Origin of the sequence: Sandaracinus amylolyticus, from assembly GCF_000737325.1 — a bacterium.
Classification (GTDB): domain Bacteria; phylum Myxococcota_A; class Polyangia; order Polyangiales; family Sandaracinaceae; genus Sandaracinus; species Sandaracinus amylolyticus.
On record NZ_CP011125.1, the window covers coordinates 2,721,580 to 2,736,883 of the forward strand.

Below are 15,304 nucleotides of genomic sequence, written 5' to 3' on the forward strand. Positions count from 1 at the left end.
GTGCGACTGTGATGCGAAGACACCTGTGGCTCGCAGTGGGGCTCGTGCTCTCCGTCGCCGGGTGCGGCGACGGAGGAGGGGCCACCTCGTGCGAAGAGTCGAGCGAGTGCGCGCTGCCCGAGGGAGGCGGCGGAGTCTGTCGCGAGGGCACGTGCGGAGCGTGCCAGTCCGACGTGGAGTGCGCGGCTGCGCACGGCGGCGGCTCGACCTGCGACGAGGGCTCGTGCACGGCGCCCATCTGCAGCGGAGATGCCGGCTGCGAGTGCGAGCCCGGTGAATCGGGATGTGCGTGTCGCGCGTCGGGCGCGGCGTGCGACACCGGCCTCGCGTGCATCGCGGGCGTGTGCGAGGCGTGCAGCGCGGGCGCCGAAGGATGCGCGTGCCGCGCCGGTGCCGACGTCTGCGACGACGGTCTCGCGTGCCGCTCGCGGGTGTGCGAGCGATGCGAGCCCGGGACGGCCGGCTGCTCGTGCGACGCGGGCGCGTGCGAAGGCGAGCTCTTGTGCGTCGCGGGGGACTGCCGCGCCGCGGCGACCTGCGCGGATCTCCGCGATGCGGGCCTCTGCCCCGCATCGCAGCGATGCGAGATCGTCGCCGGCGCGCCGACGTGTCTCGACGTGTGCTCGGACGGATATCGCCGCGACGACGCGACCGGTGATTGTGTGATGTGCCCGGAGAGCGGCTGTGCGCCGACGACGTGCGAAGAGTGCACGGCGATGCACCGAGTGTGTGTCTCGGGAGACGTCGTGACGTGCGGCGCGTGCGAGCCCGGATACCGACTCGACGCGAGCGGTGCGTGTGTCGACGAGCGCCTCTGTGGTGACGACGTCTGCCCCGCGGGGTCGATGCCCGATCACCGCGCCGACGGGACCTGCGAGTGCGTCGATCTGATGTGCGGCGCGGGCCAGGCCGAGACGCCGTCCGGGACGTGCGTGACGTGCGATTGCCCGGTGACGGTCGCCGGCCACACCGGCTCGGTCCACCCGCGCGCCAGCGCGACCGGCGGCTGCGTCTGCGAGACGAACGAAGGCTATTACATCCCCGAAGGCGGCGACGCGAGCGCGCGTCCGTGCGACGAAGACGGAGACGGGTGGATCAACACCCGCGCTCGCGATGCCCTGCGCTCGACGGATCCCGCGATCCGCGCCAACGCGCGCTGCACGCTGCAGCTCGCGCGTCGCGTGACGTTGCAGAACGTCTACCAGCAGACCCTGCGCGTGTACCCGTGCGCGACCGGGCTCGCCGTCGGCGCCGACGAGACGGTGTGCACCACGCTCGGCCTCGGCGGTCTCACGCCGATCGAGCTCGTGGAGTCCGATCGCAACGACAGCCCGGATCGTCTCGCGGACGATCTCGATCTCCCGACGTACGGCAACACCGGGCGCCGGCTCGTCGCGTCGGAGATCAACGGCATCACCCGCGCGTGTGTCGGTGAGCGCGCCGACTACGACTTCGACGGAACGCCGGACATCGCGCAGCGCCAGCCGCTTCCTTCGGCGGTGGTCACGAACGATCTGCGGCTGCGCGCGTTCTCGCACTTCGTCGAGCTGCACACGTCGCAGGTCGTCCCCGGCGCCGCGGGCGGCGACGGCGAGCTGGTGATCTCCGAGCGCTCGCGCTGCGAGGCCGACGGCGAGATGGGATTCGCGACGACGTCCGCGTCGACGTGGTGGCGCGACTGCCATCGTGATCGCGACGCGCGCTTCGGGACCGCGGCGGCGCCGCCCGGTCTCGACTTCGCGCAGTGGAGCTGCGACGAAGCGACCGGCGCGTGCGGTCTGCCGATCCCGGCGGTCGGTGCGGCGTCGTCGAGCCCGCGCGAGGCGCCTCAGCACGGCGTGTGCGAGCTCGGATCGGCTGCCGACTGGGGCGCGACGTGGCGCGGCATGGGCCATCACAGCCAGTTCCGGTGCACGCTCGTCGACAGCACCTCGACTGCGCTGCACGCGGTCCCGCTCGCGTCCTTCGTCGGCGCGCCGGGCGCGGAGACGACTGCCTATCTCGAGATGCAGGACTGCACCTGGACCGATCCCGCTGGGCCTCCGGCCTGCACCGCGACGACTCCGACGGAGGGGCGCGTGGGATGGGCGATGGTGCGTCATTCGCCGTCGGTGAGGATCGGCGGCGCGAGCGCGCCCGACGTCCTCGGTTGTGTCGACGAGTCGCGCGCAGCGGCGCCGGTCGGCGCGGGCGATGCGCGCCTGTTGACCGACTGCTACGGGGGCGCGGCGGAAGCGTTCGCGTGGTCGGGCGACGGCTGCGAAGACCTGCCCGCGAGCGCCGGCTCGACCGCGTCGTGGCTCGACCTGCCCGCGGGCGTCACGGCCATCGCGTATCGCGACGCCGGGTGCACCGGTCCGAGCGTGCGCCTCGAGGCGGACACCGACTTCTGCGCTGGCACGCGCTACGACGACGGCACTGGCGTCAACGATCGAATCGGCTCGGTCCGACTGCTCGCGGTCGGCTGGGATCGCGCGCTCTGTCCCGCGGATCCGCCGGGCATCGAGTTCTATTCGGACGGCGATCCGTCGCACTTCGGCCGCTTGCGCTGCGAGTGCACGAGCCCGCTCGTCGGGTATTTCTGGGACGACGACGGCGACGGCATCGGCCGCAACGCGTACGCGGGCGGGCTCACCTGCGTGCCCCCGACCGCGCCTCCGCCGGGCGGCGACGGAACGCGCGGAAGGTGGGTGACGACGAGCGGCGATTGCGACGATGCCAATCGTGGCAACTTCCCCGGCAACACCGACGCTTACGAGGGCAACGACGAGAACTGCGACGGAGTCGACGGATACGTGGATCGACTCGTCTACGTGCGTCCCGACGGCGTCGATTACGTGGGGACGACTCCGGTCACCTGTGGTCTCACTCCCTCGAGCCCGTGCCGCACCCTCTGGCGCGCGATCGCGATCGCGAGGGATCTCGATCGCGACGTGGCGATCACGGTCGGCACCCACGAGCCGCCGGTGAATTCCGGCGGCGCGACGTATCCGTCCGCCGCGCTGACGTCGGTGCTCTCGCTCGGCGAGTCGGTGCGTCTCCTGGGCGGCTATTCGCGCGACTTCCGCGCTCGCACGATGGACGCCGGGGCGACCGTGTACGTCGACACGCGCGAGCGCGCCGGCCGCGTCGTCGGGCTCGAGGTCGCGAGCGGCACGGGCAATCTCGTGCAGTCGCTGACCATCCGCAGTCAGTGCGCGACGTGCACGACGCCGGGCACGTCGGTGTACGGCATGCGCGTGACGGGCTCGTCGGGCCTCGTGCTCGATCGCGTGCGCGTGGTCGCCGGGCCCGGCCAGGCGGGCCGACACGGCGACGTGGGCACGACCGGCGCGAACGGCTCGGGCGGAGGCCGCGGCGAGAACGCGGACGACGACTCGCCGAACGATCGCGGCCGGGCAGGATCGGCCGGTTGGGGCTGCGGACACGGCGGTGGCCGGCGCGAGGACCAGTCGTGGACGCACTCGTGCGGCAGCGGTGACGACGACAGCTCCGGCAGCGGCGGCTTCACCGGGTGCAGCGGTCAGTCGGCCGGCAGCTCGCCGCACGGAAGCGGCGGCAACGGCGGCGCGGGGCAGTCGGGCAACCGTGATCCCGGCGGCGCCGGCAGCGCGGGGAACCCGGGCAGCAACGGCGTCAACGGGACGTCGGGGTCGGCGGTCACGATCCGCGACGGCTGGTGGGTCGGCGCGTCGGGCACCGCGGGCGGTCACGGTGGCCACGGCGGCGGCGGCGGTGGCGGAGGCGGCGGCGACGACTGCTGCTCCGGAATCGGCCACGGTGCGGGTGGCGGCGGTGGCGGCGGCGGCGGATGCGCGGGCGGACCGGGCGGCGCTGGCTCGGCCGGCGGCGCGTCGATCGCGCTGTTCGTGATGAGCTCGAGCGTGGAGCTGCGCAGCGCGTCGCTCGTCTCTCAGAACGGCGGCAACGGCGGCAACGGCGGGCCTGGCGGCCGCGGCGGCAGCGGCGGCGACGGCGGGGGCGGCGGCTCGAGCTCGATCTCGACGTTCGGGTACGGCGCGGCCGGTGGGCGCGGCGGCGACGGCGGCGATGCGGGCTGGGGCGGCAACGGCGGCGGCGGCCGCGGCGGCGACTCGTGGACGATCTACCGCGCGGACGGCTCGTCGAGCAGCGTCACGCGCACCGGCACGACGATGCTGACGCGCGGGAACGGTGGGACCGGCGGCGCGGGCGGCGCGGCGAGCGGCGCGGGCGCACCGGCGGCGGGGCCTGCGGGCGCGAACGGAGACTCGGGCGAGCAGAACTGATCGCGTCGCTCGACGAGAGGTGCCCGGTCGGCGCGACGGCGTCGACCGGGCATCGTCGCGCTCAGCGCGTCGGCGCGGTGCAGGTCCCCGACGCGCAGCCGAGGCCCTCGGCGCAGTCGAAGCTCGTCGCGCAGGGCTGGCCGGCGCGCTGCGGCGCGCACACGCCCTCGACGCACTCCATGCGACCGCAGCAGTCGCTCGTCTCCACGCAGCGCTCGGCCGCGGTCACGCAGCACTCGGGCGTCGTCGAGCCGACCTCGGGGATGCGGCACACGAGGCCGCCGCAGCACTGCGAGCTCTCGGGGTTGCACGCGACGGTCTCTCGCTGGCACTCCGACGCGTCACGGCACGCGCCGGCGATGCACACGAGGTCGTCGCAGCAGTCGCTGTCGTTGAGACAGAGCACGTCCTCGCCGCCGCACTGGCACTCGCCGTCCTCGCACAACATCGCGCCGCAGCAGTCGGTCGAGTCCACGCACGCGGTGCCGCCCTGCGCGCAGCACGCGGTCGACGCGCCCGCTTCGGTGCTGCGGTTGCCGCACGCGAGCCCGTCGCAGCACTCGCCGCTCATCGCGCACGACTCGCCCTGGTCCTTGCACATCGGGCCCTCGGGCTGGCAGAGGAAGCTCTGGCACGTGAGGCCGTCGCAGCACTCGCTGCTGTCGATGCAGAACGAGTTCATCCGACCGCACTGACACGTGCCGTCGCGGCACTGCATGAACCCGCAGCAGTCGAGCGAATTCTCGCACTCCTGGTCCTGACCGACGCAGCAGCGCGGAAGGAGCGGTGCGGGACGACAGACCGCGCCGTTGCAGCACTGCTGGCTCGGGAGCAGGCCACCGAGCACGCAGCTGAGGCTCGGCCCCTGACACGTCGTGCAGTCGCCGAACTCGCAGTTGAGCGCGCCGCCGCAGCTGCCCTCGGTGCCGCCGGTGTCGCAGCACATCTGCATGTCGCGACCGCAGTCGGAGGGAAGCGCCTCGCACTGGTTCGTCGTGCGGTTGCAGATCAGATCGGGATCGCACTGCCCGCGCGCGCAGCAGGGCGCGCCGTCGAACCCGCAGTCGTCGGGGCGCAGGCACGTGCCGCCGACGCAGCGCAGCGTGCCCTCGCACTGATCACCGCCGGGCATTCCGCGATCGTCGCAGCACGCGCGATCGATGCTGCCGCACGCGGTCGCGGGATCGACGTTGGCGCAGGTGCCGCCGACGCACACGAGCGAGCCGTTGCACCCGGCGACGCCGTCGCAGCACGCCTGGCCGGAATCACCGCACGCGCCGCAGGTGCCAGCGCTGCACACGAGGCCCGAGCGACACGTGAACCCCGTGCAGCAGGTGCCGCCCGCGCCGCCGCAGGTCTCCATGCCGGGCGGGAGATCGTCTTCCGGCCGCGCGCAGACGCCCGCGTTGCACACCATCCCGGTGCAGCAGTCGCTCGACCCGGTGCACGCGCCGCCGCGCGGCGAGCAGCACGCGCCGCCTTCGCACGAGAGCCCGCGGCAGCAGTCGGCCGCGGAGTCGCAGCTGGGCCCACCGGGCTGGATGCAGCAGCGATCGCCGCTCCCGCACCGCAATCCGAGCTCGCACGTGCGCCCCGCGCAGCACGCGTTCCCGCCGCCGCCGCACACGGTGTCGACGGGCACCTCGCCGTCGCGTCGCGTGGTCGCACCGTCGCGTGAACCGCCGTCGCGTCGATCATCGTCGCTGCCGCTGGCGCAACCGGCGGCAGACACGGCGAGGAGGAGCAGGAACGAGGCGAGGACTGCGGAAAGAGAAGCGCGGGACGTCACGAGGCCGACGGTATCACGCGCTCCCGTCGTGACGAAAACGTGCGACGTGCGTGGTCACGCGCGGGCGATCGGGCGCGTGCTCGGCGTCGTCGGCTCGGGCATCCCGAAGAACCGGCGCGCGATGCGCGGGAGCCAGCCGCTCCGCTTCCGCACGGGCTCGCTCGGCGCGATCTCGCGGCGGGTCTCGTCGCCGATCGGATCGATGCGATCGAGCGTCGAGAGCAGATCGTCGAGGTGCGCGTCGGCGAGCTCGGGGCGCGAGATCCCCGCCGCCCGCATCTGATCCTCGATGCGTCCGAGCAGCGCCACCAGCGCGCCGTCGTCGAGGTTGCGCGCGAGCGCGCGCTCGACGATCGGGAGCGCCTCGAGCAGCGCGCCGCGATCCGCGAGCATCGTCCCCAGCAGGCGCGCGGGCTCGCTCCACTCGGGCGCGAGCGCGAGCGCACGACGCAGCGCGTCTTCGGCGCGCGCATGCTCGCGACGGGCGGTCCGCGCGCGGGCCTCGACCACGAGCACGTCGGCGTCCTCCTCGCGCCCGAGCGCGGACGCGATCACCTCGAGCGCCTCGGCCTCGCGCTCGTCGTCGAGCAGCGCCTGCGCGAGCAGCGCGGGCTCTTCGTGCTCGGGATCGTCGCGGAAGCGCGCGAGGCGCGCGTCGAGCGCGACGCGCCGCTCGTGGCGACGCACCAGCTCGCGCGTCGCATCGTCGGTCGCGCCCGCCGCGAGCGCGCGTCGCGCCACGTCGGCCGCGCGCTCCTCGCGGCCGCGCATCGAGAGCACCATCGCGAGCCAGCGCAGCGGCTCGGCCCACTCGGGCGCCTTCTTCGCCGCGCGCGTGAGCACGAGCTGCGCGAACGTGAGCTGCCCCGTGCGCACGGCGGCCACGCCGCAGCCGAGCAGCAGATCGACGTCGTCGGGATCCGCCTGGAGCGCCGAGTCGACGACCTCGAGCGCGTCGTGCGTGCGCCCCGCCGACACCAGCTCGAGCGCGAGGAGCGCGGGCTCTTCGGAGTCGGGACGGCTGCGGAACCGCAGCACCCTCACGTCGAGCTGATGATCGAGCGTGCCCTCGAAGGTCGCGCCTGCGTCCATGACCGACTGCCTCCCGAATGGGGTCGGGTATGCAGCCGCTCGATCTCGGCCACCAAATATTCGGCGATCTCACTCCTCCGGCGGAGGAGGCGGCCCACCCGGGCTCGTCGCCCAATCGCAGTCGACGATCTCGTCCGGATAGTACCCACGCGCGATCACGAGCAGGCTGCCCGAGTCGGGGCACGTCACCGTGAGCCCGGGGCAGCGCGAGCACATCGGTCCGTCGTCGTTCTCGCCGAGCTGCACGTCCCACGTGCACTCGTCCTCTTCGAGCGTGCCGTCGCAGATGCGCAGCACGGGATCGGGCGTCGCGGTGCACGAGCCGACGCCGAGGCAGCCGCACGACACGAACACCGGCTCACCCGGCGCGCAGTCGGTCGTGCCGACCTTGTTCCCCTTGCACCCCGCGACGAGCGGCATCGCCGCGATCGCGATCGCGAGCAGCAGGTTGCGCGTCGTCATCAAGGACCTCCCGCGTCGTTCGTGGACGTGCCCGCGTCGCTCAGCGTGAGCGGCGGGCGCTCCTCCACGCGCCAGTCGCACGTGAACGCGCTGCTGCTCCCGGTGTAGCCCTTGAGCGTGACCGTGATGTGCCCGGACTCCGGGCAGATCATCTGCGCGAGCGGGCACGTCGAGAAGCAGAGGTCGATCGAGTCGTCGCTCTCGGCGATCAAGGAGCCCTCGACGCACTCCGAGACGGGCGTGTCCCCGTCGCAGATCTGCAGCCACGGGTCGCCGGTGCACTCGCCGATCGAGCACGCCTGGTTGCAGCCGACCCAGATGTGCGCGCCGGGCGTGCAGTCGACCGTCTCCTCACCGCGCGATGGCTTGCAGCCCACGATCGCGAGGGCCGCGCCCGCGAGCGCGAGCGCGAGCGAGCGACGAAGTTGAAGCATTCGCCCACGGTACCACGACGGGATCGGTGCGCGTCGATCGCGCGCGCGTATGCTTCGCGCGTGCGCGCACCGATCGAGCGAGCTCGCGAGCGGATCGAGCAGTGGGTGGATGCGCGCGCCGCGGCTCGCCTCGCACGAGGGGACGCGCGGCGCGAAGCGTCGGCGAGAGAAGAGAAGGCCCGTCGTGCGCTCGGCTCGGGCGAGGTGCGCGAGGCGATCGGCGAGGCCGCGTCTCTGGGGCAGATCGCGGCCGACGAGCACGCCGCGATGCTGGCCCACGTCGCTCGTGCCGCGCGCGACGAGGTGCTCTCGCGCGCCGGCGTGAGCGCGCTCCCGATCGACGCGACGATCGTGATCGCGGGCGCGCCGCGCACGCTCGCGGGCCTGCTGCACGACGCGCTCGCGCATCCGGATCTTCGCCAGCGCGCGCTCGCGCAGGACGCGATCGAGGAGCGCGCGTCGCAGGATCGAGCTCGCATGCTCGAGGCGCGCGACGAAGCGGACGCGCTCGTCGCGAAGGTGCGCGCGCGGGGCCCGAAGAGCGCCGACGAGCCGCCCGACGATCTCGACACGCGCGCCGAGCGCTTCCTCGACGCGACCGACGATGCGATGCAGGAGGCGCTCGCCCGCGCCGCGCACGCGCTCGGAGCGCCCCGACCGCTCACGGTGCCCGACGCGCTCGTCGTGCTCCGCGCACCGGCGCTCGACGCGGTCGTCGCGGCGGCGGGGCGTGGGCGTCGCCTCGGGGCCGCGCTCGCGCCGCTCGGGCTCGATGCCGCTCTCTCGCGCGTGCGGCTCGTCTCGCCCCACCGCGAGCTCGATCTCGCCGCGCACGTCGTCGCGCTCGATCCGCCGCGCCGCGTCGACGTCGCGCCCTCGGCGCTCGAGCTCGGGATGGCGTCGGAGCTCGCGCTCACCAGCGCGCTCGGCGACGCGCTCGCGTCGGCGCTCGTCGCGCCTGCGCTCCCGGCCGCGCTCCGCCGCGCCTGGCCTGGCTCGATCGGGCGCGCGATCGGCGCCGTGCTCGCGGCGGCGCACGCGGATCCGATCTTCGTGGAGCGCGTGCGCCGGCTCGAGGGCAGCGCGGCGAACGCGTCGCGCCGGGTCGCGCTCGCGATCGCGCTCGGTCGCGCGCGATCGCTCGTCGCGAGCCGTCTCTCCGAGCGTGCGTCGTCGGATCGCGAGCGCCGAGATCGCGGCGCCGGCCTGGTCGCGCGCGCGCTCGCCGTGCGCGAGCCCTCGCCGGCGTCGTGGATCGCCGCGCCGGTCGTGCTCGATCCCGCCGCGCGCGACGCGGATCTTCGCGCCGCGCTGCTCGCGCCGGCGATCACGGCCGCGCTGCGCGAGCGCTTCGACGAGGACTGGTTCCGCAACCCGCGCGCCTCCGAGCCTCTCCGCGCGGCGGCCTCGCGCGGCGCCACGCTCTCGATCGAGGCGTGGAGCGACGAGCTCGGCGCGCGCGCGGAGAGCGGGAGCGCCCGCGTGATCGAGCTCGCGCGCGAGCGTTAGGCCTCGCGAGATTCGACTCGGCCGGCGCGAACGGCGTCCTCGAGCGCCGCATGATCCCGCTCGGTCCGTCGCTCGCCGACCTGCATCGAGCGCTGCCCGGCCACCACGCGCTGTCCCTGATGCGCGCGCTCTCGCCCGCGTAGGGCTCGAGCACCGAGCGCGTCGCCTCCTCGATCTGCAGCACGAGCGGCTCTTCGTCCGCCGTCGCGAAGAGCGCGATCCAACAGCGCGTGCCGACGCTCCCGATGCCGACGACCTTTCGCGCGACGTCCTCGAGGCGATGGCGATCGAGCAGCGTGCGCCGCTCGTCGGGCAGCGCGGCAGGAGCGGTGACCGCGCCTCGCGCGCCTCCCGAGCCGGGCTCGTCTCGGTGCGGAGGACCCTCTTCACCGCGCGTGTCTCCTCTCACGCACCTACGTCCCGTGCGCCGCTCCTCCCAGCATCTCGGCTGATGCCCTGCGCGCCGGCCCATGCCATTCTCGCGCGATGCCTCCGGAGTCCCCGCTCGCGTTCGCCCCCGCCCTGTCCACCGAGCTCGCCGAACGGCGTCGCGTGCTGATGGAGCGCTTCGGCAACGGGGTCGTCGTGCTCGCGTCCGCGCCGGTGCACGTGCGCAACCACGACGTCGAGCACCCGTATCGCCAGGACTCCGACTTCTTCTATCTCACCGGCCTCGACGAGCCCGAGTCGGTCGCGGTGATCACGAACCGCCACGCCGAGCATCGCTACGTGCTCTTCGTGCGCCCGCGCGATCCCGAGCGCGAGACGTGGGACGGACCGCGCATCGGCGTCGACGGCGCGGTGAAGCAGCTCGGCGCGGACGCGGCGTTCCCGATCTCCGAGCTCGCCGAGCGCCTGCCCGGCTACCTCGCGAACGCGCCGCGCATGCTCTACGCGCTCGGCCGCGATCCCGCGATGGACACGCGCGTGCTCGCGGCGGTGCACCTCACGCGTCGCCGCCAGCGCATGGGTGTGCTCGCGCCGACCGAGATCGTCGATCCGAGCGCGCACGTGCACCCGATGCGTCTCTTCAAGAGCGCGCTCGAGCTCGACGCGATGGGCCGCGCGATCGAGGCGACGCGCGAAGGTCACGCCGCGGCGATGCGCGTCGCGAAGCCCGGCGCGTTCGAGTACGAGGTGGAGGCCGAGCTCGTGCGCGCGTTCCGCCGCCACGGGTGCGAGCGTCCCGCGTACGAGCCGATCGTCGGCTCGGGCCCGAACGCGACGATCCTCCACTACCGCAAGAACGATCGCCGCATGGAGGAGAACGATCTCCTGCTGATCGACGCGGGCGCGGAGTGGGGCTACCAGAGCGCCGACGTGACGCGCACGTTCCCGGTGAGCGGTCGCTTCACCAAGCCGCAGCGCGCGATCTACGACGTGGTGCTGCGCGCGCAGGAGCTCGCGATCGCCGCGGTGCGCCCGGGCGTGACGGTCGAGGACGTGCACCGCATCACGGTGCGCGCGATCACCGAGGGCATGATCGAGATCGGGCTGATCGAAGGGCCGGTCGAGGACGCGATCGAGAAGGAGCGCTTCAAGGCGTTCTACATGCACCGCACGTCGCACTGGCTCGGCATGGACGTGCACGACGTCGGCTCGTACTACGTCTACGAGGGCGAGGGCCCGTCGACGCGCCCGCGCGCGATGGAAGCGGGCGCGGTGCTCACGATCGAGCCCGGCATCTACGTCGCGAAGGACGCGAAGGCGCCGAGCGAGTACCTCGGCATCGGCGTGCGCATCGAGGACGACGTGCTCGTGACCGAGAGCGGGCACCGCAACCTCGCGGCAGCGATCCCGAAGAACGCCGACGAGCTCGAGCGAATCCTCGCGTCGCGCTGAGCGTTGGTGCGCGCGTGGACGTCGTCTGCCCGCGCTGCACTGCTCGAGTCTCCTCGACTGGGTCCGGATTCTCGCCCGCGATCGTGACGTGCGCGAGCTGCGGCGCGCGCTTCGCGTCGGCGCAGCTCATCGCGCGCGATCCCACCCTCCGGCACCGGCAGCCTGCGTCGATCGTGGTCGAGCGCGACGGAGCCCTCACTGCGCGCGCCGGCTATCGCGTTCACGCGCAGCCGCGGCGAGGCACGCTGCGCGTCCTCGGTCGTCGCGAGTGGCTCCCCTTCGTTCTCGTGTCGCCCATCGTGCTGCTGCTGAACGCGCTCACGTTCCGCGCGCTGCTCGCATCGCGGTTCGAAACGTGGTCGGAGTTGCTGCCACACGCGCTCGTTGGGCGCGCTGCTGGTGGCGATGGGGGTGGCGCTCGCGCGTCGAGTGCGGATCACGATCGACGGCGCCTCGCTCACCGCGTCCGTGTGGCCGTCTGCGTGGCGCTCGGGCCGGCGGGTCGATGTCGGCGACCTCCGCGCGATCTCCGTGCGGGCGCAGCCCGACGCGGACGTGCACTCGCTCCACGCCGACGTCGATGGGTCGAGCTCCGGCTGATCGGGAACGTCCCGCCCGACCAGGCGCGCTACCTCGCGCAGCTGCTGTCTGGATCCGACTCAGAACGAGCCACGGACCGCGAGACCCACGAGCCCGGGTGACGCGAGCGGCGTGACCTCGACTCGTTCGTCCAGAGGCCCAGGCAGCGCGAGCCCGACGATCCACAGCGCCGCACCGATGCTCTGCGTCGCGAGCAGCGCCATCTGCGTGAGGATCCAACCGTCCTGGGCGTCCGCGTGCGCGACGTTGATGATCGGCCCTGCGATCGGCAGCTGTGACGCGCTCGCGACGACCTCCGGGCAGAGCCCGCCGCCCGAGCAGCTCGCGTCCGCGAACCCGATCCCGAGCACGAGCCCGAGCCCCGCCGCGCCGATCCAGCCGGTCAGCAGCACGCTCACGCCCGTGATCGTCAGCGCTCGCTTCGGCTCGAGCACGACCGGCGGAGGTCGATACGGCTCGACCGACTGTGCGACGAGCGGCGCCGGATGTGCGAGCGCGGAGAGCAAGAGCCACGACGCGAGCGCGAGCGCTGGGCCTCGAGGAGCCTTGTGCATCGCGCGACGATATCGCAGCGACGCGCTGCGTTTCTGCTAGATCCGCGCGCGATGTCGTCGCGCCTCCTCACGCAGATCGGCGAGCTCATCGCCACGCCCTCCGTCAGCTCCGTTCGTCCGGAATTCGACATGGGCAATCGAGACGTGATCGACCGCCTCGCGACGTGGCTCGACGACGAGGGCTTCGCAGTCGAGGTGATGGAGGTCGACGCGCACGGCGGCGGGCCGAAGGCGAACCTCATCGCGACGCGCGGTCGCGGCCCCGGCGGCCTCGTGCTCGCGGGCCACACCGACACCGTGCCCTTCGACGAAGGCAAGTGGTCGAGCGATCCGTTCCGCGCGACCGAGCGCGACGGGAAGCTCTACGGCCTCGGCACCAGCGACATGAAGTCGTTCCTCGCGATCGCAATCGAGGCCGCGCGACGCACCCGCGATCTCCCCCAGCACGCGCCGCTCACGATCCTCGCGACCGCCGACGAGGAGTGCGGCATGTCGGGCGCGCGCGCGCTGCTCGCCGCGCAGAAGCCCGGCGGCTCGTGCGCGGTGATCGGCGAGCCCACCGGCCTGCGCCCGGTGCGCATGCACAAGGGCGTCTCGATGGAGTTCCTGCGCCTGCTCGGCCGCAGCGGCCACTCGAGCGATCCCTCGCTCGGCGCGAGCGCGCTCGAGGGCATGCGCCGCGCGATGAACGCGATGGTCGCGGTGCGCGAGCAGCTCGAGGCGTCGCACCGTCGCGACGATCTGAAGCCGCCGACCACCACGATGAACCTCGGCAACATCCACGGCGGCGACAACCCGAACCGCATCTGCGCGCACTGCGAGCTGCAGTTCGATCTGCGCGTGCTGCCCGGGATGGACGACGCGATCGTGCGTCGCGATCTCCACGCCGCGATCCGGCACGCGATCGCGGGCCTCGGGCTCACGATGGAGGCCGGTCCTCTCCACGATCCGATCCCGCCCTTCGAGACGCCCGCGAGCGCCGCGATCGTGCGCGCCGCCGAGGAGCTCACGGGGCACGCCGCGGGCGCGGTGTCGTTCGGCACCGAGGCGCCGTTCCTCTCGAAGCTCGGCCTCGACACGATCGTGCTCGGCCCCGGCGACATCGACGTCGCGCACCAGCCCGACGAGTTCCTCGCGCTCGATCGCATCGAGCCCTGCATCGATCTGCTCACGAAGCTGATCGCGAAGCTCTGCGGAGGTCCCTCGTGAACGGTCAGGCGCCGAGCTCGTTCGTCGACTTCTTCCGCCTGTCCGCGCCGTACATCCACGCCCACCGCGGGCGCACCTTCGTCGTGATGTTCGGCGGCGAGGCGGTGATCGACTCGTCGTTCCCGCACCTCATCCACGACGTCGCGCTGATGCACGCGCTCGGTGTGCGGCTCGTGCTGGTGCACGGCAGCAAGCCACAGATCGACGAGCGCCTGCGCGAGCGGAACCTGCGCCCCCGATTCCACAAGGGCATCCGCATCACCGATCCCGCGACGATGCGCTGCGTGGAGGACGCGGTCGGCAACATCCGGATGCGCATCGAGGGCCTGCTCTCGATGGGCCTTCCGAGCTCGCCGATGGCGCACTCGCGCATCCGCGTCGCGTCGGGGAACTTCGTCGTCGCGCGACCGCGCGGCGTGCGCGACGGCGTCGACTACCAGCTCACCGGCGGCGTGCGCCGCATCGACGTCGAGGGCGTGAAGATGCGCCTCGACTCGGGCGCGATCGTGCTGCTCTCGCCGCTCGGTTATTCGCCGGCGGGCGAGGCGTACAACCTCTCGTCGCACGAGGTCGCGGCGCACGCCGCGGTCGCGCTCGGCGCCGACAAGCTCGTGCTGCTCGTCGAGGGACGCGGCGTCGTCGATCGCCGCAAGCGGCTCATCCCGCAGCTCGGTCCCGTCGAGGCCGAGGAGCTCGTCGAAGGCGGCAAGCACCTGCACCCCGACACCATCAAGCACCTCGCGGCCGCGGCGCGCGCGTGCCGCGAAGGCGTGCGCCGCACGCACCTCGTCGAGCGACAGATCGACGGCGCGCTGCTCCAGGAGCTCTTCACGCGTGAAGGTCGCGGCACGCTGGTGACCGCGGAGCGCTACGAGGACATGCGCGGCGCGCGCATCGACGACATCCCCGGCATGCTCGAGCTGCTGCGCCCGCTCGAGGAAGCGGGGATCCTCGTGCGCCGCAGCCGCGAGACGCTCGAGAACGAGATCGATCGCTTCACCGTCGTCGAGCGCGACGGAATGATCATCGGGTGCGCGGGGCTCGAGGCGTTCCCCGACGAGAAGACGGGCGAGCTCTACTGCCTCGCGGTCGACAATCGATACCGCGAGAAGGGCCGCGGCGAGGCGATCGTCGAGTACACCGCGCAGAAGGCGCGCGCGATGGGCCTCGAGACGCTCTTCGTGCTCACGACGCAGACGACCGACTGGTTCCGCGAGCGCGGCTTCCAGCCCGCGGGCGTGCGCGCGCTGCCCGAGGCGCGTCGCGCGCGCTACGACCGCAAGCGGCGCTCGAAGGTGCTCGTCCGCGATCTCTCCGAAGAGCTGATCGAAGACGACTGAGCGCGCGGGGGAATCGAACCGCAGAGCTCGCAGAGCGCCACGGAGAAGCGTCTCTCGATCCGATCTCCGCGGCCCTCCGCGGCCCTCCGCGGTAGAAATTCTCGTCGCTCGCCTCTGAAAACCCACGTTTCGCCGAGGTTTTCGGCCCACTTTCGCGAACGGTCGATCCCGACCGTTCGAGCGGCCGGGTCGGACCGCTCGTGCG

At 73.0% G+C, this 15,304-nt stretch carries 10 protein-coding genes and 1 pseudogene; 5 read left to right on the forward strand and 6 right to left on the reverse strand.

Annotated features, from left to right (window positions below; genetic code table 11):
* Window positions 1–11: 11 nt before the first annotated feature.
* Window positions 12–4,268, forward strand: a complete 4,257-nt coding sequence (locus DB32_RS49930; RefSeq protein ID WP_157068956.1) for a variable surface family protein — start codon at window positions 12–14, stop codon at window positions 4,266–4,268.
* 61 nt (window positions 4,269–4,329) lie between these two features.
* Here the strand turns inward: DB32_RS49930 and DB32_RS11405 are convergent, their stop codons facing one another.
* From DB32_RS11405 to DB32_RS46605, 4 genes are all read right to left on the reverse strand, one after another.
* Window positions 4,330–5,910: a hypothetical protein gene (locus DB32_RS11405; RefSeq protein ID WP_157068957.1), complete on the reverse strand. Its 1,581-nt coding sequence runs from the start codon at window positions 5,908–5,910 to the stop codon at window positions 4,330–4,332.
* A gap of 201 nt (window positions 5,911–6,111) precedes the next feature.
* Window positions 6,112–7,149, reverse strand: coding sequence for a tetratricopeptide repeat protein (locus tag DB32_RS11410; RefSeq protein ID WP_053232453.1), 1,038 nt, complete (start codon window positions 7,147–7,149; stop codon window positions 6,112–6,114).
* Between the two features lie 69 nt (window positions 7,150–7,218).
* On the reverse strand, window positions 7,219–7,611 hold the full coding sequence (locus tag DB32_RS11415; RefSeq protein WP_053232454.1) for a hypothetical protein: 393 nt from the start codon (window positions 7,609–7,611) through the stop codon (window positions 7,219–7,221).
* Window positions 7,611–8,045, reverse strand: coding sequence for a hypothetical protein (locus tag DB32_RS46605; protein ID WP_157068958.1), 435 nt, complete (start codon window positions 8,043–8,045; stop codon window positions 7,611–7,613). The genes DB32_RS11415 and DB32_RS46605 overlap by 1 nt, the downstream gene beginning before the upstream one ends.
* A 60-nt stretch (window positions 8,046–8,105) precedes the next feature.
* Here DB32_RS46605 and DB32_RS45175 point away from each other — a divergent pair, with 60 nt between their 5' ends.
* Window positions 8,106–9,554: a hypothetical protein gene (locus tag DB32_RS45175; protein ID WP_157068959.1), complete on the forward strand. Its 1,449-nt coding sequence runs from the start codon at window positions 8,106–8,108 to the stop codon at window positions 9,552–9,554.
* 80 nt (window positions 9,555–9,634) lie between these two features.
* Here the strand turns inward: DB32_RS45175 and DB32_RS50245 are convergent.
* Window positions 9,635–9,873: pseudogene (locus DB32_RS50245) on the reverse strand (DUF2252 family protein); the annotation flags it as partial.
* Between the two features lie 167 nt (window positions 9,874–10,040).
* On the opposite strand from DB32_RS50245, the gene DB32_RS11430 reads away from it, so the two are divergent.
* Complete coding sequence (locus tag DB32_RS11430) at window positions 10,041–11,396, forward strand: aminopeptidase P N-terminal domain-containing protein (RefSeq protein ID WP_053232457.1); 1,356 nt, start codon at window positions 10,041–10,043, stop codon at window positions 11,394–11,396.
* A 659-nt stretch (window positions 11,397–12,055) separates the two neighbouring features.
* On the opposite strand, the gene DB32_RS11440 is transcribed toward DB32_RS11430, so the two are convergent.
* The gene (locus DB32_RS11440) at window positions 12,056–12,550 is read right to left on the reverse strand and encodes a hypothetical protein (protein WP_053232459.1); all 495 of its coding nucleotides are present in this window, start codon (window positions 12,548–12,550) and stop codon (window positions 12,056–12,058) included.
* Window positions 12,551–12,601: 51 nt separating this feature from the next.
* On the opposite strand from DB32_RS11440, the gene argE reads away from it, so the two are divergent.
* Entirely contained in the window at window positions 12,602–13,759 is a 1,158-nt protein-coding gene (argE, locus tag DB32_RS11445; protein ID WP_053232460.1) for an acetylornithine deacetylase, read from the forward strand.
* Entirely contained in the window at window positions 13,756–15,099 is a 1,344-nt protein-coding gene (gene argA, locus DB32_RS11450) for an amino-acid N-acetyltransferase (RefSeq protein ID WP_083457317.1), read from the forward strand. Before argE ends, argA begins: the two co-directional genes overlap by 4 nt.
* Window positions 15,100–15,304 lie beyond the last annotated feature (205 nt).